19 protein-coding genes are annotated in these 19,331 nt (G+C 25.7%); all 19 read left to right on the forward strand.

Features of this window, described 5'->3' with window-relative positions:
• Position 1 precedes the first annotated feature (1 nt).
• The 19 genes from BMW96_RS02980 to kdsA all read left to right on the forward strand — a co-directional run bounded on the left by BMW96_RS02980 (position 2) and on the right by kdsA (position 19,327).
• Positions 2-1,147 (forward strand): polysaccharide biosynthesis C-terminal domain-containing protein, encoded by a 1,146-nt coding sequence (locus BMW96_RS02980; protein WP_092352357.1) that lies wholly within the window; start codon positions 2-4, stop codon positions 1,145-1,147.
• A gap of 105 nt (positions 1,148-1,252) precedes the next feature.
• Entirely contained in the window at positions 1,253-1,582 is a 330-nt protein-coding gene (locus BMW96_RS02985; protein ID WP_092352359.1) for a hypothetical protein, read from the forward strand.
• A complete protein-coding gene (gene vapD / locus BMW96_RS02990) occupies positions 1,548-1,871 on the forward strand; it encodes a VapD family protein (protein WP_092352361.1) in 324 nt (107 codons plus the stop codon). The genes BMW96_RS02985 and vapD overlap by 35 nt, the downstream gene beginning before the upstream one ends.
• Positions 1,872-2,294: 423 nt before the next feature.
• The gene (gene wecB / locus BMW96_RS02995) at positions 2,295-3,482 is read left to right on the forward strand and encodes a non-hydrolyzing UDP-N-acetylglucosamine 2-epimerase (protein ID WP_092352363.1); all 1,188 of its coding nucleotides are present in this window, start codon (positions 2,295-2,297) and stop codon (positions 3,480-3,482) included.
• A 1,224-nt stretch (positions 3,483-4,706) separates the two neighbouring features.
• Positions 4,707-5,318: a sugar transferase gene (locus BMW96_RS03000; RefSeq protein ID WP_092352365.1), complete on the forward strand. Its 612-nt coding sequence runs from the start codon at positions 4,707-4,709 to the stop codon at positions 5,316-5,318.
• 151 nt (positions 5,319-5,469) lie between these two features.
• Positions 5,470-6,540 carry a glycosyltransferase family 4 protein gene (locus tag BMW96_RS03005; RefSeq protein ID WP_244881249.1) on the forward strand — a complete coding sequence of 357 codons (1,071 nt, stop codon included), beginning with the start codon at positions 5,470-5,472 and terminating at the stop codon, positions 6,538-6,540.
• Positions 6,541-6,552: 12 nt separating this feature from the next.
• Entirely contained in the window at positions 6,553-7,671 is a 1,119-nt protein-coding gene (locus BMW96_RS03010) for an EpsG family protein (protein WP_092352369.1), read from the forward strand.
• 16 nt (positions 7,672-7,687) lie between these two features.
• Positions 7,688-8,503, forward strand: coding sequence for a LicD family protein (locus BMW96_RS03015; protein ID WP_092352371.1), 816 nt, complete (start codon positions 7,688-7,690; stop codon positions 8,501-8,503).
• Positions 8,504-8,505: 2 nt separating this feature from the next.
• Positions 8,506-9,633 (forward strand): glycosyltransferase, encoded by a 1,128-nt coding sequence (locus tag BMW96_RS03020; protein ID WP_092352373.1) that lies wholly within the window; start codon positions 8,506-8,508, stop codon positions 9,631-9,633.
• Positions 9,603-10,508 (forward strand): glycosyltransferase family 2 protein, encoded by a 906-nt coding sequence (locus BMW96_RS03025; RefSeq protein WP_092352374.1) that lies wholly within the window; start codon positions 9,603-9,605, stop codon positions 10,506-10,508. The genes BMW96_RS03020 and BMW96_RS03025 overlap by 31 nt, the downstream gene beginning before the upstream one ends.
• A gap of 62 nt (positions 10,509-10,570) precedes the next feature.
• On the forward strand, positions 10,571-11,059 hold the full coding sequence (locus BMW96_RS03030; protein WP_162207471.1) for an acyltransferase: 489 nt from the start codon (positions 10,571-10,573) through the stop codon (positions 11,057-11,059).
• Entirely contained in the window at positions 11,059-12,267 is a 1,209-nt protein-coding gene (locus BMW96_RS03035) for a glycosyltransferase (RefSeq protein WP_092352376.1), read from the forward strand. Before BMW96_RS03030 ends, BMW96_RS03035 begins: the two co-directional genes overlap by 1 nt.
• Positions 12,264-12,986 (forward strand): glycosyltransferase family 32 protein, encoded by a 723-nt coding sequence (locus tag BMW96_RS03040; protein WP_092352378.1) that lies wholly within the window; start codon positions 12,264-12,266, stop codon positions 12,984-12,986. The genes BMW96_RS03035 and BMW96_RS03040 overlap by 4 nt, the downstream gene beginning before the upstream one ends.
• A gap of 529 nt (positions 12,987-13,515) precedes the next feature.
• Complete coding sequence (locus tag BMW96_RS03045) at positions 13,516-14,511, forward strand: glycosyltransferase family 2 protein (protein WP_092352379.1); 996 nt, start codon at positions 13,516-13,518, stop codon at positions 14,509-14,511.
• A gap of 8 nt (positions 14,512-14,519) precedes the next feature.
• The gene (locus BMW96_RS03050; protein WP_157796025.1) at positions 14,520-15,692 is read left to right on the forward strand and encodes a glycosyltransferase; all 1,173 of its coding nucleotides are present in this window, start codon (positions 14,520-14,522) and stop codon (positions 15,690-15,692) included.
• 30 nt (positions 15,693-15,722) lie between these two features.
• Positions 15,723-16,724 (forward strand): glycosyltransferase family 2 protein, encoded by a 1,002-nt coding sequence (locus BMW96_RS03055; RefSeq protein WP_092352383.1) that lies wholly within the window; start codon positions 15,723-15,725, stop codon positions 16,722-16,724.
• Positions 16,721-17,773, forward strand: a complete 1,053-nt coding sequence (locus BMW96_RS03060) for an acyltransferase (RefSeq protein WP_092352385.1) — start codon at positions 16,721-16,723, stop codon at positions 17,771-17,773. The genes BMW96_RS03055 and BMW96_RS03060 overlap by 4 nt, the downstream gene beginning before the upstream one ends.
• Positions 17,774-17,791: 18 nt before the next feature.
• Positions 17,792-18,529, forward strand: coding sequence for a 3-deoxy-manno-octulosonate cytidylyltransferase (locus BMW96_RS03065; RefSeq protein ID WP_092352387.1), 738 nt, complete (start codon positions 17,792-17,794; stop codon positions 18,527-18,529).
• A gap of 12 nt (positions 18,530-18,541) precedes the next feature.
• Positions 18,542-19,327 carry a 3-deoxy-8-phosphooctulonate synthase gene (gene kdsA / locus BMW96_RS03070; protein WP_092352389.1) on the forward strand — a complete coding sequence of 262 codons (786 nt, stop codon included), beginning with the start codon at positions 18,542-18,544 and terminating at the stop codon, positions 19,325-19,327.
• The last annotated feature ends 4 nt before the right edge of the window (positions 19,328-19,331 follow it).

Below are 19,331 nucleotides of genomic sequence, written 5' to 3' on the forward strand. Positions count from 1 at the left end.
AATGAAAATTTTAATAACAGGTGCTAATGGATTTGTAGGCAAGAATCTAGTCAGTACATTAAAGAATATCAAAGGTGGTAAAGATAAAACACGTAATATAGATATTGAAGATATCTATAGCTATGATGTTGATAATACTATTGAGGATTTGAAGAAGTATACAAGTGACTGTGATTTTGTCTTTCATCTAGCTGGTATCAACAGACCTAAAGATATTAGTGAATTTTATCAAGGTAATGCAACATTTACAGAAACATTATGTTCTTTATTGGAAGAACATGATAATAAAAGTCCAATATTAATCAGTTCTTCTATTCAGGCTTCAAAAGACAATGACTATGGTAAAAGTAAAAAAGAAGGTGAAGAATATCTTTTGAATCATGGTGAAAAGATGGATTCAAAAGTATATATATACAGACTTGCTAATCTGTTTGGTAAGTGGTGTAGACCTAATTACAACAGTGTAACAGCAACATGGTGTTATAATGTTGCCAATGGAAAAGATATTCAAATCAATGATCCTAATGTTGAATTACCATTATGTTATATTGATGATGTAGTAAATGAATTTTTAAATGCTTTAGAAGGACATCCAACAGTATGTAAAGAAGGAATATATGAAGTTCATCCAGTACATCATGTTAAGTTAGGTGAATTAGCAGATATCATCAAATCTTTTAAAGAATCAAGAGGAACATTGAATGTACCAGATATGAAAGAAGGAAGTTTGGAAAAGAAATTATACAGTACATATTTAAGCTATTTACCAAAAGATAAGTTTAGCTATCCACTGAAGATGAATACAGATCAAAGAGGATCGTTTACTGAGTTTCTAAAGACAGAAGAATATGGACAGGTAAGTGTGAATGTATCAAAGCCTGGAATAACCAAAGGACAGCACTGGCATCACAGTAAAAATGAGAAATTTTTAGTAGTGAGTGGAAAAGGATTGATTCAGTTTAGAGATATATATAGTAATGAGATTATAGAATATTATGTAAGTGGAGATAAATTAGAAGTAATAGATATCCCAACAGGATATACTCATAATATAATTAATATTGGTGAAACTGATATGGTAACAATAATGTGGGCAAATGAAAAGTTTGATCCAGAACATCCAGATACATATTATGAAGAAGTTTAGAAGTAATATCACATTTTATTTAGTATATAATAATGAAGGATAAATATCGTATTGAAATGATAGACCAGTTTGGGTATTATATATACATGATAGGATGTGATAGATATGATGATGGAAATTGTTTTAAGTGAAGAAAAGGCTGAAATAAATAATATTGATATTAATGAATGTTATAATAAAATAGACAAATATTTTATTAGCAGAGGTGTTAGAAAAAAAGCTCTTGGTATTTATGAAGGAACAAATAAGGATTTTAGTACTTTTGCTTGTGCACAAACAGGATTTCCTAATAGTGAGTGGTTTTTAAAAGTAGTAGAAAAATGGTACTGCTGGTATGAAGGCGATACGATAGAATATCGAGAAGATGCATTAGAATCATATTATCGAATAAAGAATAGATATGCAAATTTCTTTAAAAAGCAGAAAAGCAATTAATTTTGATTTAAATGATAATCTTCTAAAACAATATTATCCTTCAAAAAATTATAAGAATGGCTGGAGAGATATTAAAAGATTTTTTGAAAAAAGTAATTTTGTACATCGCCAATACTCAGGTTATGTATCTAAGGAATGTGTAACAATGACAGATGTGTTGAATTTAGTAACAGAGATGTCTAAACAGTTAGATTGGTTAAAAAAATGTGTTAAAGAATTTGATGTAACAATAGTTGGGGATAATTACAGTTTATTGTTAAATATATTTAATATACATAACAATATTTAGACAGTTTTATCAAAGTATATAATAAAGGATAAAAGATCATATGGTAATAATAGATTAATTGAATATTATATACTTAATAGAAAATGATACAAAGTGAACAAAAGGCTAAAGAAAATAATATTGATATTAATAAGTGTTATGAAAAAGTTGTTTTCTTAAAAAAATATCTAAAGGAGTATATCAAGGAAATAAGAAAGATTTTAATATTTTTATGACTGCTCAATAGTTTTTAAAGATAGTAGACAAATAGTACTTTTTTATAGGCTGGAAAGTGGTACTGGCTTAGTAAAAGCGAGATGCAGTTTGATGTAACAAATGTTGGTGAAGAGTACAGCCTTATTCCTAAAATAAAACAAGAATCAGGATTGATAAAAGATGAGCTGATACAGTTTGTCTTTTATTAATGGAAAACAGAGGTAGAAAATGGAAATAATGACAGATTATTCAAATGTAAAATGGCAAGAAAATGGAAAATTAAAACTATTGATTATCGTAGGAACAAGACCAGAGATAATCAGATTAAGTGCAGTAATTAATAAATGTCGTAAATACTTTGACTGTATCTTAGCTCATACAGGACAGAACTATGATTACAATTTAAACGGAATATTTTTTCATGATTTGAAATTAGCTGATCCAGAAGTATATATGAATGCAGCAGGTGATGATTTAGGAGCAACAGTTGGTAATATTATCAACTGTTCATATAAATTAATGAATCAGATCAAACCAGATGCATTACTTATTTTAGGTGATACCAACAGCTGTTTAAGTGCTATCAGTGCAAAAAGACTGCATATTCCAATCTTCCATATGGAAGCAGGAAACAGATGCAAGGATGAATGTTTACCAGAAGAAACAAACCGCAGAATAGTAGATATTATTTCTGATGTTAATCTAGCCTACAGTGAACATGCAAGAAAGTATTTACATGAATGCGGTTTACCAAAGGAAAGAGTATATGTAACAGGGTCACCAATGGCAGAGGTATTAGCTAATAATATAGAAGAAATAAAAGCATCAAAAATATTAGATAAATTAAATCTAAAATCTAAAAACTATATATTATTAAGTGCCCATCGAGAAGAAAACATAGATACAGAAAAGAACTTTGTGTCATTATTTACAGCTGTTAATAAAATGGCAGAGAAATATGATATGCCGATATTATATTCATGTCATCCACGAAGTAAAAAAAGATTAGAGGAAACAGGATTTAAATTAGATAGGAGAGTAGTAATGCATGAACCGTTAGGATTTCATGATTATAATAACTTACAGATGAATGCCTATGCAGTAGTAAGTGACAGTGGTACATTACCAGAAGAGAGTTCATATTATACAAGTATAGAAAAACCAATCCCGGCAGTATGTATAAGAACAAGTACAGAAAGACCAGAGGCATTGGATAAAGGGAGTTTTGTATTAGCAGGGATAGATGAAAGATCACTACTGCAGGCAGTAGAAACAGCAGTGGAAATGAATAAAGACAACGATTTAGGAATACCAGTACCAGATTATGTAGAAGAGAATGTAAGTACAAAAGTAGTAAAACTGATACAGTCATATACTGGGGTAGTTAATAAAATGGTTTGGAGGAAAGATTTATAAATTAATAATAGACTAGTATTGATTATTGGAAATCTAAAATAACTAGGTATTGAAAATAAGAGATTTAAAGTTTTTTGGCTTGGGGTGTTTTACATCCCAGGCCTTTTTGCATATATTTAGAATTTGGTGATATTTTAACCATCTTTTAAATTATATTTATAACATTAATTAAATATGAATCAATCTATTAAGTTAGTCTATATCTTTCATTGTTTTATATTTATTCATAATGCTAGATTGTTACCATTTATTTTGTGTTGAATTGCAAATTAAAATAATTTTGAAGATATATTTATTGATGTTATCACTATAACCTTTAGCAAAAGAAAGGAGTATCTTTAAGAAACATTAAACTATTGTATTAAATTATTCTGTTAATAACACAAAAAAGCTGGAATTGTTGATAAAAATTGAGTTTTTAATCTACATAATTTAAAATTATTGATGCTTTCAACTTCTAAATTTAGGATGGAAATTAAAGGTTATTTATTATACATATATATACATATCTATATATTTTATTTTTTAAAAAATATATCTATCTTTTTTTGTAAAATAATGATAAAATGCGTGTGTAACTATGGAAAATTTCAATATAGAGTTGTAGTTAAAATAACTATTTTAATATAAATTACTTTTGTATGCAGAAAAGATGTATACAAATCTAAGATTATAGGTAATAGTTATTTTAAAATTAAAACTTATATGTATTAGTTAGTAGTTATAAAAAAATAAATTATATTTAGTTTTAATAAAATATGCTAGTTTGATATTTATCAATATAAAATTGGTCAAAGTAAATAATGACTTAATTAGACTATTTAAAAATAAAAGATTTTATCTTAAAAATGTCCCAAGCATTTATAGAAGATAGAATTGCAAAAGAAATAAGTTGTTGAAAGCTAATAATTTGAAGTTGATAAATATAATGAATTGTCTTGTTTGAGTATGATTATTCATTAATAAAAAACATAGTGAAACTAAATAATAAAAGTAAAATTAAGTAAATGTAGCTGGTTTACCGCACATTTAAATGTTTGAATATAGTATCTATCTTGGGTAAGGGGGAACTATGCCCTTTTATAGTATTATATGACTAAATTATTAAATTTTAAGAATTAAAATTATATTTGAAAAGGTTTTATTAAGTAAAATTTGTTTTAGGGTTAAGGTAAAGGTAAAACATAAATGGAGATTGAATTTATTTTATAAGGGAGGTATAAAATGTATAAAAATGGAATCAAAAGGGTTATAGATTTTATCTTAGCTTTATGTGGACTTGTGATATTAAGTCCTATTTTTATTATCTTGTGTATTTGGATTAAGATAGATAGTAGAGGACCTATTTTATTTAAACAAAAAAGGATTGGGATTAATAAGACATATTTTAATATTTTAAAATTTAGAACAATGTATATAAATACCCCAAAAGATATACCAACACATATGTTAAAAGATCCTGATCAGTTTATTACCAAAGCAGGTAAGTTTTTAAGGAAAACTTCGCTAGATGAATTGCCACAAATAATTAATATTTTAAAAGGTGAAATGGCAATTATTGGTCCAAGACCAGCTTTGTGGAATCAAGATGATTTAATTGAAGAAAGAGATAAATATCATGCCAATGATGTAAGACCTGGATTAACAGGATGGGCACAAATAAATGGAAGAGATGAATTGGAAATACAAGTAAAAGCAAAGTTAGATGGAGAATACATAGAATGTATCTCTTTTTTGTTTGATTTGAAATGTTTTTTTGGAACAATAGTATCAGTATTGAAAAGTGATGGGGTGATAGAAGGAGGGACTGGTTCAATAAATATAAAAGATAAATAACAAGAATATTTAAATAAGAAAGAAGAATTGAATATAAGGATGAAAGAAATATAGTATGTATTTCTTTTTGTTTGTCATAAAAAAACTTATTATGCTAATACAGAAACTTAAGTAATATACAAACCAGAGAGGATGGGTGAAAGTAGTGGAGATGTTTATAATTACCAATCATTCTTTTATGTTATATAAATTTCGTAAAGAGTTGATTAGGGAATTGTTGAAAAAACACCAGATTACGTTGGTTATGCCAGCAAATGAATTTACTCAAGAGTTTCAGGAAATAGGATGTAAAATAATTGATATTGATGTTGATCGTCGTGGAATAAATCCAATTATTGATTATAAATTATATAAGAAATATAAAAATCTTATCGAAAAAAATAGACCAGATATGATTTTAACTTATTCAATTAAACCTAATATTTATGCAGGTATAGCTGCAAAAAAGTTAGGTGTTCAATATTGTTCCAATATAACTGGATTAGGGACAGCTTTTCAAAAACCTTTTTTAGCACAATTTGTTACTGTTTTATATAAAATAGCTTTCTCTAAAGTCAAAACAGTTTTTTTTGAAAATGAAAGTAACATGAATTTATTTTTAGAAAAAAAATTAATTAATAAACCCCAGGCATGTTTATTGGATGGTGCGGGGGTTAATTTAAATGAGTTTCATGAAGAAGAATATTATTTTAGTTCAACAACTCGTTTTATTTTTATTGGTAGGATTATGAAAGAAAAGGGTGTTGATGAGTTGTTTGTAGCTATGAAACGATTAATAGAAGAAGGGTATGATGTTCATTTAGATATTGTTGGTCCTTTTGAAGATAATTATAGAGATAAGATTAATGAGTTGAATAATAGTGTACATTATGATTATCATGGTTTTCAAATGGATATTAAAGCATATTTGAAAAAGGCAAATTGTTTAGTCTTGCCCTCATATCATGAAGGTATGGCAAATACGATATTAGAGGCATCTTCTATGTCAAGACCAGTTATTGCTTCAAATATATCAGGATGTAGGGAAGGAGTAATTAACAATGTCTCGGGGTTATTAGTTAATGTTAAAGATAGTAATGATTTATATGAAAAAATGAAGAAATTTGTTTTATTAGATGATAAAAGTAAAATAAATATGGGTAAAGAAGCTAGGAAGTTGATGGAAATGAAATTTGATAAAAGAAAAGTTGTAAAAAATACAATTAAAGAGATTGAAAAATAGGGGGAAAAGTCGTTGCGTAATTTAATAATTGTAATGATTACTTCTGTTTTTCTAGCTTATTGTTCTCAATATAATGGTATAGGGGTATGTAAAAGTGGAGAGAAACAGCGTTGGGATATTTATTTAATAATTTTAATAATTGTAATGTCTTTATTTATTGGTCTTAGAACTAGTTATAATGATACAACTGCATATATTAGAAGTTTTAATAGGTCTGAGACAATTCAAATGTTTTTATCAAATCCTGAAAATTTAGATATTTTTCATAATCCATTATATTATGCAATCGTATCTTTATTTAGGACATTTACAGATAATTATCGCATATATTTTATGGCATTCGCCTTTTTTAATACAACTTTGTTTGTTAGATTTATCCAACGGTATACGGTTGATGGATATTTTCCATTTGCAATATTTCTATTTTTTGCATTTGGAACATTTACATTTTCAATGGCTGCAATGAAACAAGTTACTGCTATGGCAATATTAACATTAGCACTAAATGCGTTAATTGAAAAAAAATATTATAAATATTATTTTATCGTTATAATTGCTATTTTGATACATACGTATGCTATTGGCTATTTAATATTACCATTATTTTATACTAATGTTTGGAATTATCGGGGAACTCTTTTATTATTAGGAACTCTTACAATAATGATGACATTTCAATCATCTATATCATCATTATTGGAGATTGCTGATAGTGCAGGTAAAACTGTTACTAGTGATGAAGTATTTGATGGTAATCGTATGAATGTTTTTCGGGTAGCTGTTTATGCAGTTATTCCTTTATTGACATTTCTTTTTAAACATAAACTATCTTCAAGAATGAGTGATCATTATAAATTGTTTGGAAACATGAGTATTATTAGTTTGATGTTTATGTTATTAGCATTAATGAATGGTGCTAATATGTTTGGAAGATTTTCTAATTATTTTGTATTAGGTTCTATTTGTATTTTACCTAGAATAATTGCGGAACTTTTCCAATTACAATCTGCTAAAGTAATAAAATCTATAGCTATAGTATGCTTTTTAATATTTTTTGTATATGAAAATATTAATTTTGATGAAACTTATCGGACAATATCATTTATGGAATTTATTGATACATTGTTTTAAATAGGTGAGGGATGATATGGAAAATAATATACTTAAACAATTACAGGAAGTTGAATTAGAAATTTTAAAAGATTTTCATGATTTTTGTATAAAGAACAATATTAAATATTCATTATATGCGGGTACCGCTTTAGGAGCAGTTAGACATAAAGGGTTTATTCCTTGGGATGATGATGTGGATATTATTATGACACCTGAGAATTATATTAAATTTGTTAAATGTTGGTATGATAATCCTATAAATGGTTATTATTTTCAAGATGCTGATAAAGAGTTTGAAAGTGGTATAAGTCACTCAAAGATTCGTAAAAATGGTACAGTTTTATTAACTGATGGAGAAGATGAAAAGAAAGGTCATCATGGAATTTGGATTGATGTATTTGTATTTACTAAGGTTAAACAAAATTCTATAGGACGATTTAAAGTGCGTTTTTATAGTATCTGTCAAATATTATTAACTAGAGGTTTTAATTATAATGTAAATGATAATTTAATGAAAAAAATAATAAAAAGAGTTTTACAATTAATTCCAAAGAAAATACAAATATATTTATTATATTTAGCTAGAAAAAAGTTATCTTCTAATGATAATTTAACTAATAATTATTGTTTAGTTGATACTTCATGTTATTCTGTGTTAAATCTTTATTTTTCAAAAGAGCTAGTTCAAGAATATAGTCTGATTAGTTTTTGTGATACTGATCTAATGATTTTTAAAGATTATGGTCATATGTTAGAAGTTAAATATAAAGATTATATGACTTTACCTTCAAAAGAGGATCAAGTTTGTAAACATAATCCAAGTAAAATTATTTTTAAAGAGGAGTTTTAAAAATGGAGAAACCGATAAGAATTTTACATGTTATTGGCATTATGAATCGTGGTGGTGCTGAAGCTATGATTATGAATTTGTATAGAAGTATAGATAAAGAAAAAATTCAATTTGATTTTGTACAAAATTGTACTGGACCAGCTATTTTTGATGAAGAAATTAGACAAATGGGGGGGAAGATTTACCATTGTCCACATTATAATGGTAAAAATCATTTTCAATATGTAAAATGGTGGAAAAAATTTTTTAAAAATCATAAAGATGAATATTATATAGTTCATGGACATTTAGGAAGTACAGCTGCTATATATTTGCATATAGCAAATAAATTTGGATTATATACAATAGCCCATAGTCATTGTGCAGTTGTTGTAAATAGTTATATGGAGAGACTGTATACAATATTTTCATATCCAACAAGATATATTGCAGATTTTTTCTTTGGTTGTTCATTAAATGCTGGAATATCTAGATATGGAAAAAAGATAGTTAGTAAGAATAATTTTAAAGTTTTGAATAATGCAATTGATTTAAATCAATTTGCTTATAACAAACAAATAAGAGAAAAAATAAGAAATGAATTAAAAGTTACGAATGAATTTGTAATTGGACATGTGGGAAGAATGGATAATAAACAAAAGAATCAAGCTTTTTTATTAAATCTTATAAAGCAAATGAAAAATCAGTATCCAGTTAAATTGGTATTAGTAGGGACAGGAGTAAATTATGATAAATTAGTAAAACAAGCTGAAGAGATGGGATTAGAAAATGATGTATTATTTTTAGGGGTTAGATCAGATGTAAATGAGCTTTTACAAGGAATGGATTGTTTTGTGTTTCCATCATTTTATGAAGGATTACCTGTTACATTAATTGAAACTCAAGCAGCTAGTTTACCTTCAGTTATATCAGATACAATAACAGATGAAGTTATATTAACTGATATAGTTACAAAAGTATCATTAAATTCGTCTTTACAAGATTGGATTGTTGAGATAATAAAATATTTTAATTATGATAGATCACATAGTTATATTAATGATTTAAATGCATATGATGTTAAATTTACTTCTAAGTGGATGGAGGATTTTTATATAAAATGTCAAAAAGAGAATTTAAAGAACCATTAATAACAGTTTTTACACCATCATATAATCGAGCTCATACTTTACCTAGAACATATGAAAGTTTAAAAAGGCAAACTGATAAACGCTTTTTATGGCTTATTGTTGATGATGGTTCAAGTGATGGTACAGGTAGACTTGTAGATTGTTGGATACAAGAAAATAATGATTTTGAGATTCAATATGTTTATAAGGAAAATGGTGGTATGCATACTGCTCATAATACAGCTTATGAAAATATACATACATTATTAAATGTATGTATAGATTCAGATGATTATATGACAGATAATGCCATTGAATTAATACTAGATAAATGGGAAAAAAGCGGTAATGATAAAGTGGCAGGTATTATGGCATTAGATGTGTATTTATCTAGTGGTAAAGTGATTGGAAGTGAACTTCCTACAAACGTAGAAATGATGTCTACAGATGAATTTTACCAAAATGGTGGTGTAGGGGATAAAAAGTTTATATATCGTACAGAAATAATTAATGCATATCCTGCATATCCAGTTTTTTTTAATGAAAAGTATGTTTCATTAGGATATAAATATAGATTAATTGCTCAAGATTATAAAATGTTAATTTTAAATGAGCCAGTGTGTGTGGTTGAATACCAAGAAGATGGCTCTAGTAATACTATGTGGAAAGAATATTATAAAAACCCTAAAGGTTTTGCTTTTATAAGAAAAATAAATATGAAATATACAAGATCAAAGAAAAGATTACTTGTTGAAAATATTCATTATGTTTCAAGTAGTTTATTAGCTAAAAATCCTAATTTTATTAAAGAGTCACCAAAGAAATTATTAACTATTTTAATGATACCATTTGGATTTTGTTTAAAAATATTAACAATAAAAAAGGGATCGGTATAAATTTTATTATGGAATATATAAAAGTTATTTATTATTCAATAATTCTTTGGTTAAAAAAAATTATGAAAAAAGGAAACTGGGATGTTTCTTTTATACAAGATATTCACCCTTTTGTTAAAATAACAACTAATACTAATTCTTTTTTTAAATTAGCTAAACATGTTATTATTGAAAGATATGGAAATATTTTTATTGGTAAAAATGCTATATTAGAGATTGGTAAAAATACATATTTTAACCAAGGAATGGTAATTAGTTGTCAAAAAGAGGTAAAAATAGGTGAGGGATGTTTATTTGGTCCATCAGTAAAAATTTATGATAATAATCATAAATTTTCTAAAAATATGGGTGTTTTATATAAATTTAAAGCTGAATCAATAAGTATAGGGGATCATTGTTGGATTGCTTCAAATGTGGTTATTTTAAAGGGAACTCATATTGGAAAAAATTGTGTTATTGGGGCTAACTGTGTAATTTCTGGTAATATACCTGATTATACAATTGTTAGACAAAAAGATAATTTGATAATTGAAGAAATGAGGGAAAACTAATGAAAAAGAAAATATTAGTTATTATGCCCTCTATGTTTATTGGTGGAGCAGAAAGAAGTTTAATAGGACTATTAGATTCATTACATAGGGAAGATATAGAAGTTTCATTATTTTTGTTTAGACATGAAGGAGAATTAATGTCACATATTCCTGCTCATGTAAATATATTACCTCAAGTTAATCAATATACAACATTTGATAGACCTATTGTTGATTTATTAAAGAGTAAATTATTTTTATTTGGTTTAATACGTATTTGGTCTAAAATAGTTTTAAATATAAAGGTAAAAATAAAAAGACAGAATAAAGGTGTATGGAAATCTATGCAATATACATCTTACTATATATCAAAATTACTACCTGTTATTAAAGGAAAATATGATTTAGCTATTTCCTTTCAGGGTGTGCCTTTTTACATGAAAAAAATTAATGCAAAAAAGAAAATGGCCTGGATACATACTGATTATGCGATATTAGATCCTGATAAAAAGATGGATTTAAAAGCATATCGGTTAGTAGATTATGTTGTTACAGTATCTGATGAATGTAAAGAAGCATTAGATAAAATTTATCCTGTTTTAAAACATAAATCTATTATGATTGAAAATATAATTTCAAAATCTTATGTTTTTAATCAGGCAACACTGGAAATAGATAAGCATGATAAAAATATATTGAAGAAAGATTGTATTTTTTTATTGTCGATTGGAAGGTTTTGTGAAGCTAAGAATTTTGATAATATTCCAGAAATTTGTAAATATATTATTAATTCAGGAATAGATATTCAATGGAATATTATTGGCTTTGGTGGAGATGAAGAATTAATTAAATCTAAAATAAAGAAATATAAAGTTGAAAATTATGTACATATACTTGGAAAAAAGGACAATCCTTATCCATATATAAAAGTCTGCGATGTTTATATCCAGCCATCCAGATATGAAGGAAAAGCAGTAACTGTTAGGGAAGCACAAATACTAAATAAACCAGTCATTATTACTAATTATGCAACTTCTAAAAGTCAATTAATAGATGGATATGATGGAATTATAGTTTCAATGGATAATAAATCTTGCGCTAAAGAAATTATTGAAGTAATAGAAAATCTAAAATTATGTGATCAATTAATTGAAAATACTAAGAAAAATGATTATACAAATAGTCTGGAAGTTAATAAAGTATATAAGATTTTGGAGGAAATAGTATGATTCCTAAAATAATTCATTATTGCTGGTTTGGAAACAAAGAAAAACCAAAAAAGGTTCAGGAGTGTATAAATAGCTGGTATTTAAAATTACCAGATTATCAAATTATTGAATGGAATGAAACAAATTTTGATATTAATATTTTAAAATATACAAAGGATGCTTATGAAGCTGGTAAGTATGCATTTGTAAGTGATGTAGCAAGGGTTAAAGCGTTGTATGAAATTGGTGGTATATATTTAGATACAGATGTTATGGTTTATAAAGACTTTGATGAAATTCTTTGTCATAAGTGTGTTTTAGGTTTTGAACAGGATTATTATGTTGCAACTAGTTTTATGGCTTGTCAAAAAGGGTTTATATTGATGAAGGATTTTTACGATTTATATATAAATCATATGTTTTATGATGATAATGGAAATATTATTTCTGGAACTAATGTTACAAAATTAACAAATCTTTTACTAAAAAAAGGATTAATAAAAAATAATGAATATCAGATTTTAGATAATAATATTATTATTTATCCACAAGAGTATTTTTCTCCATATGATTATGGTTATTGTATTAGAAAAAACACAGATAATACAATTTGTGAGCATTTATTTTTAGTTTCATGGTTGCCTTGGCATGTTAAAGTAAAAAAAATTATAAAAAAGATATTAGTTAAATTAATTGGAAACAAAAATAGTGAGAAATTGTTTTATAAAAAAGAAAAGTGACTTAGTAGATTATAAATGTTATTGTTTATTATGTAGTATAGATATAAAATTTATAACTTAAAGATTTAATATTAGCAATTAAAATAATATATATTGTATTTATGATACTGTTAATTTGTTTATTTATTAATATGGTTAAAATTATATATGAAATAATTTTTATTGAATTTTTAATATATCAATGTTTGTAATATTTTTAAATAGATCAGTTTTTTATTGAATTATTTACATCAATAGATATACATTAAGAAAAACATCATTTCCTTAAAACTGGACAATTTATTATTGGGTATATTGATGTTTTGTTTTTTAAAGATGCATATAATTATTTAAAAACTTATAAAAAATAAAAAAATTATTTATTTTAATTATATAAATATATTTTATTAATAGTGTGATTGTTTTAATATTAGTAATGTTTGATTGTTTTTTAGTTTAGTATAATAAATGATTAAAATACTAGTTACTATAAAAATAAAAGTATTTTTAGATAAACTTTATACATAAAACGGGTGGTGAAATATTTGAAATGAAGAAAATAAGTGTTATTATTCCTGTATACAATGTAGAAAAATATTTATATCGTTGTGTTGATAGTGTTCTTGGACAGACATATTATAATATAGAAGTTATTTTAATAGATGATGGATCAACAGATAGTAGTTCTGAAATCTGTGATGAGTATCAAAAAAGAGACAAGCGAGTTAAAGTGATTCATAAAAAAAATAGTGGGGCTGCATCATCAAGGAATATAGGATTATCTAATGCAAAAGGTGATTACATTGCATTTATAGATAGCGACGATTATATTGAATTAGATATGTATGAAAATATGATGAAAATTAATGAAGAATACAATTGCGATATAGTATTATGTGATTGTTATAAGGAAAATAAAAATACTAGAGAAGTTTTTACGCATAATATTAGGGAAGGTTATTATAATAAGGAAATGCTTTATAAAGAATATTTTCCCACTTTATTAATGACCAATTCAGTTAATTATCCACCAACTATATCTAATTGTGTTTGTTTATTTAATAAAATATTATTAGATAGTCATCAGATTTTTTATAAAGATGGTTTACGATTTTCAGAAGATTTGTTATTTGGTGCACAAGCCATGTATTATGCAAATTCATTTTTTTATATGAAGAATAATTATTATTATCATTATATGTATAATCCAACATCTGTTACAAATGTTTTTTATAAAAATAAATGGATGATTATGAAACAATTACATATAGAAATTGAAAAATTTTTCTTATTTTTAAAAGATTATAATTTTCAAAGGCAGGTAGATTTAGTATTATTGTTTATTGTATATCATTGTATTGATAATATAAAAACATCGGCTTTAGATAAGAAAATAAAGGAAAAGGAAATAAAAAATATTCTAGAAAATATTGATGTGTGTAATATGTTTTCTAGAATAAAAATTAATTCTTTAAATATATCATGGAAATTAAAGATTATTACTTTTATTTATAAATATAGAATAAAAGCTTTATTTTATTTATGAGGTTAATTATGAAAAAGAAGATATTATTTGTAAATGGTCATCTTAATGTAGGTGGAGTAGAAAAGTCTCTTATTGATATATTAAAAAATTTTAATTATGAAGAATATGAAGTTGATTTAATCTTATTTGAAGGTTTGGGTGATTATTATAATGAATTACCTAACGAGGTTAATTTACACTTTCTAGATATTACTAGTACATATGGATCTTATAAAGAGTGTATTAAAAAATGTCTAAAGAAAAAAGATTGGTTTACTTTTTTCATGAAGATTATTTTAATACTTTCTTCAAAGATAAATCAAAAATTTTTAAAACTAGCAAGACCACTATTAAAAATAAATAAGTATTATGATTGTGCAATTGCTTTTAGAGTTGGTTTTTGTGGTGAAGTTGTTGGAAATTGTGTAAATAGTAAAAAGAAAATATGTTGGTGGCATCATGGTGAGTGTCAATATAGTGAAAAGACAAGAAAAAGGATGATTGAAACATTTGATATGTTTGATACTATTGTTTCAGTATCAAAGGGATGTCAATTAATGATTGAAAATTATTTTGGGAATTTGACTAATAAAACGATTGTTATACCTAATATGATTGATATTGAATCAATCGAAAATAAGGCAAAATTATTTAATCCTTATTTAAATGATGAACATGAATGGAAGTTTATAACAGTTGGAAGGTTATCTTTAGAAAAGCATGTTGATAATGTTGTTTATATTGCAAATGAATTATTACAACAAGGGTTTAATAATTTTATTTGGTATGTGGTAGGAGATGGACCTGAAAAGGATAAGATTAAGCAATTAATTAATGAATATAATATTAAAAATTATATAAAACTTATAGGTTCAAAAAATAATCCCTATCCTTATATTTATTATGCAGACTTGTTGATTCATACATCACTTGTTGAATCGCAATGTTTAACAGTATTGGAAGGATTAACTTTGCAGAAACCTTGTATAGTTACTCGATCAATTGGACCAGAGGAGTTTATTGATCAGCATAAAAATGGAATATTAACAACTAAAGATCCAAGTGATATTTCTAAAGAAGTATTATTATTAAGTAAAAATAAGAAGTTAAAAGAGATTCTTATTTGTAATTCTTTAAAAACAGTTCAAAGGACATATTCAATAGAAATAATAATGAAAAAAATATATGACAGTATAAATTGATAAAAATTATTTAGAGGAGGAATAAGTTTGATGTTAAATGATCAAATAGATATAAGTATTATTGTACCAGTTTTTAAAGCAGAAACATTTATTAATCGCTGTGTAGATAGTATTTTAGCTCAATCATTTTCTAATTTTGAACTGATTTTAATTGATGATGGTTCTCCTGATAGATGTCCAGAGATTTGTGATGAATATTCAAAAAAGGATAAACGTATTAGAGTAATTCATAAAACTAATGCAGGAGTATCAGCAGCTAGAAATACTGGAATTAAAGTTGCAAAAGGAAAATGGCTTATGTTTTGTGATAGTGATGATTATGTATCTTCTAATTGGTGTGAAAAAATGTATAATAGTGCGATAATGTTCCCTAATTCTTGGATTGTATCAAATATTTTTAGTGTAGATAAAAATAATAATTGCCATGTACTTATAGAAAAAAATATTGAGTCAAAAGATTTAGATTATAAAAAAGTATTTGATGAAAGAATATCTGGGGCTATGTGGAATAAGATATTTGATCGAATTAAAATAATAAATAATAAAATACAATTTGATGAAAATATGAACGTAGGGGAAGATGTTTTATTTAATGTTGAGTATTTTGAAAAATGTTGTAACTCTATTACTTATATTCATGAACCATTATATTTTTACAATGAAAATCTGATGAGTACTTTGCATAGTTATCATGAAAACTGGTTTTTACAGCATTTACAAGTATTTTGGATACGCTTGCCATTAATTAAAGAAAATCAACTAAATGATTATTGTGATAAATGGTTATGCACATTTATAAGTATGTTTGATTATACTTTTGATAAAAGAAATACAATTTCTTTTATCAAAAAAATGCATTATAATCAAAAAATGATAAAATCTAAAGAATTTAGATTTTGTTTAGAGAATGCTACATGCAAAAATGAAAATCCATTAATTATTAATATATTAAATAGACATAACTATTATGTATATTGGTTATTTCAAAAAATTGTAAATCTTAAAAAAGAAGTATTGGGGGAAAAGATATGAAAAAATTTTTTTCTTTAAGAAAGTCAAATATTGAATTGTTACGAATAATTTCAATGTTAATGATTATTGGTGTACACTGGTTAGGAAGTAGTAAAGCAGAGATTTCAATCAATCATAATTCTATTTCATATCTAATATTTGTTTTAGTCATGAGTGTATGTAATCTAGGGGTTAATATTTTTGCGTTGATTACAGGATATTTTATGATTACATTTTCTGAAGTTAGTATAAAGAAGATTATAAAATTATTATTAGATGTATTAATATATGGAATTGTATTTTATTTTGTTAGTGTTTTATTAAAAATAAATTCATTAAGCTTGGGAGGTTTTTTGAAAGCAGGGTTTCCTATTTTAGCAGGATATAGGTGGTTTGTTAAAGCTTATATTGTCTTATATTTATTAATACCATTTTTAAATAAAGTTCTTAATCAAATCACAAAAAAGCAATATACTACTTTTTTGATTATTATGATTATGTTATTTTCTATCTGGCCTAGTTTTTTTCCAAATCCGCCAATTGATGATTATGGGTATGGTTTTATACATCTTATTTTGATGTATACTATAGCTGGATTTATAAGAAAATTTGGTTTAGATTTATCTAAAAAGAAAATGTTGTTTTTATTTTGTATTTGTATATTGTTAACGTCAGTTGTACATATTGGAAATTTTGGTTTTTTAGGAGTATTTATTTCATATAGCTGGGCATATAATTCACCATTAAATATAATTGCAGCTGTTTCTTTATTTGGTTTATTTTTAAAAATAAATTTTCAAAGTAACATTATTAATATATTTTCTTCTAGTGCTTTTGCAGTTTTCTTGATACATGGAGATTATAATATAATGGATTTTTTATTTAATAATGTGTTTAGAGCATCTACAACTTATGACAATATAAAATGGGTACCTTATATGTTTATTGCAATTGTAATTATTTATATTGTTTGCAGTATTATTGATTTTATTAAAAGAATGGTTATTGATTCTTGGCTTGTGAATTTGTTAAATAAAATTAAAATCATAAATTATAAAATTAATATCTAATAAAAGGAGAAAAAGAAAATGAAAATTATAGGAATGATACCAGCCCGTAAGGGTTCAACGAGATTTAATAATAAGCCGTTAGCATTAATTTGTGATAAGCCAATGATTTATTGGGTATGGAAACATAGTAAAGAAGTAGAGTGTTTTGATGAAGTTTATGTGGCTACCGATAGTAAAGAAATAAAAGATGTTGCTGAAAGTTTTGGAGCTAAAGTTATTATAACTTCATCTGATTGTGAAACTGCTACAGAAAGATTGTATGAAGTTTCAAAGATAATTGAAGCAGATTTATATGTTATGATTAATGGGGATGAGCCACTTGTAATGGCAAAAGATATTGTTAAATGTATTCCTGAAGCAATACCTGAAGATGGATTTTATGTTTCTAATCTTATGACAGATTTTTCTAATCCAGTAGAGGTAGTGGATCCTACGAATTTAAAGATTGTGACTAATAAAGATGGAATTTGTTTATTTATATCACGTGCACCGATTCCATTTCCTAAAGGAGAAATGAATTATATTTACCATAAGTTTGTTGGAGTTGGAGCATTTACTCAAGAGGCGTTAGATTATTACCATAATACACCTAGAGGGCCTATTGAGAAAATAGAGGAGAATGATTCATTTCGTTTTATAGAAAATAGAAAGGATTGTTATTATATTAATGCACATTGTAAGACATTGTCAGTAGATACACAAAAAGATAGAATACAAGTAGAAAGATATATGAAAGAGAATAATTTGGATAAATAGGAGGAAAAAAATATGTTTCAATTAATTGCAGGGCCTTGTGTTATTGAATCAGAAGAAATGGTTCTTTCAATTGCAAAAGAAATGAAGAAAATTACAGATGAATTAGGTATACCATATACATTTAAAGCATCATTTGATAAAGCTAATAGAACATCAATTAATGGGTTTAGAGGACCAGGGATAGAGGAAGGAATTAAAATATTACAAAAGGTAAAAGATATATATGGATTACCAATTTGTACAGATATCCATGAGCCATGGCAAGCAGAAAAAGTGGCAAAAGTAGCAGACATTATTCAAATTCCAGCATTTTTATGTAGACAAACAGATTTATTAGTTGCAGCTGCTAAAACAGGTAAATGTATTAATATAAAAAAAGCTCAATTTCTAGCACCATGGGATATGAAGAATTGTCTTGATAAGGTAAAAGAATCAGGGAATGATAATGTTATGCTGTGTGAAAGAGGAACTAGTTTTGGATATAATACTTTGGTTGTTGATATGACAGGTTTAAGAGTTATGAAAGATTTTGGAGTACCAGTTATTTTTGATGCTACTCATAGTGTACAAAAGCCAGGTGGTAATGGAACTAGTACAGGAGGAAATAGAAAATATGTTGAATATTTAGCTAAGGCAGCTATTTCAGTAGGGGTAGATGGTTTGTTTATGGAGACTCATCCAGATCCAGATAGTGCAAAATCTGATGGGCCTAATATGGTGTTATTAGAAGAAATGAAAGAGTTACTTATAAAATTAAAAAAAGTGTATGAAGCAGTTCAATATATTGATAGAGAATAAGAGG

The organism is Thomasclavelia cocleata (assembly GCF_900102365.1).
Classification (GTDB): domain Bacteria; phylum Bacillota_I; class Bacilli_A; order Erysipelotrichales; family Coprobacillaceae; genus Thomasclavelia; species Thomasclavelia cocleata.

Bases quoted from the DNA above. Each gene is read 5' to 3' on its own strand.
- BMW96_RS02980 (WP_092352357.1), top strand. From the start codon at position 2: ATGAAAATTTTAATAACAGGTGCTAATGGATTTGTAGGCAAGAATCTA.
- BMW96_RS02985 (WP_092352359.1), top strand. From the start codon at position 1,253: ATGATGATGGAAATTGTTTTAAGTGAAGAAAAGGCTGAAATAAATAAT.
- vapD (WP_092352361.1), top strand. From the start codon at position 1,548: ATGCAAATTTCTTTAAAAAGCAGAAAAGCAATTAATTTTGATTTAAAT.
- wecB (WP_092352363.1), top strand. From the start codon at position 2,295: ATGGAAATAATGACAGATTATTCAAATGTAAAATGGCAAGAAAATGGA.
- BMW96_RS03000 (WP_092352365.1), top strand. From the start codon at position 4,707: ATGTATAAAAATGGAATCAAAAGGGTTATAGATTTTATCTTAGCTTTA.
- BMW96_RS03005 (WP_244881249.1), top strand. From the start codon at position 5,470: ATGTTTATAATTACCAATCATTCTTTTATGTTATATAAATTTCGTAAA.
- BMW96_RS03015 (WP_092352371.1), top strand. From the start codon at position 7,688: ATGGAAAATAATATACTTAAACAATTACAGGAAGTTGAATTAGAAATT.
- BMW96_RS03020 (WP_092352373.1), top strand. From the start codon at position 8,506: ATGGAGAAACCGATAAGAATTTTACATGTTATTGGCATTATGAATCGT.
- BMW96_RS03025 (WP_092352374.1), top strand. From the start codon at position 9,603: ATGTCAAAAAGAGAATTTAAAGAACCATTAATAACAGTTTTTACACCA.
- BMW96_RS03030 (WP_162207471.1), top strand. From the start codon at position 10,571: ATGAAAAAAGGAAACTGGGATGTTTCTTTTATACAAGATATTCACCCT.
- BMW96_RS03035 (WP_092352376.1), top strand. From the start codon at position 11,059: ATGAAAAAGAAAATATTAGTTATTATGCCCTCTATGTTTATTGGTGGA.
- BMW96_RS03040 (WP_092352378.1), top strand. From the start codon at position 12,264: ATGATTCCTAAAATAATTCATTATTGCTGGTTTGGAAACAAAGAAAAA.
- BMW96_RS03045 (WP_092352379.1), top strand. From the start codon at position 13,516: ATGAAGAAAATAAGTGTTATTATTCCTGTATACAATGTAGAAAAATAT.
- BMW96_RS03050 (WP_157796025.1), top strand. From the start codon at position 14,520: ATGAAAAAGAAGATATTATTTGTAAATGGTCATCTTAATGTAGGTGGA.
- BMW96_RS03055 (WP_092352383.1), top strand. From the start codon at position 15,723: ATGTTAAATGATCAAATAGATATAAGTATTATTGTACCAGTTTTTAAA.
- BMW96_RS03060 (WP_092352385.1), top strand. From the start codon at position 16,721: ATGAAAAAATTTTTTTCTTTAAGAAAGTCAAATATTGAATTGTTACGA.
- BMW96_RS03065 (WP_092352387.1), top strand. From the start codon at position 17,792: ATGAAAATTATAGGAATGATACCAGCCCGTAAGGGTTCAACGAGATTT.
- kdsA (WP_092352389.1), top strand. From the start codon at position 18,542: ATGTTTCAATTAATTGCAGGGCCTTGTGTTATTGAATCAGAAGAAATG.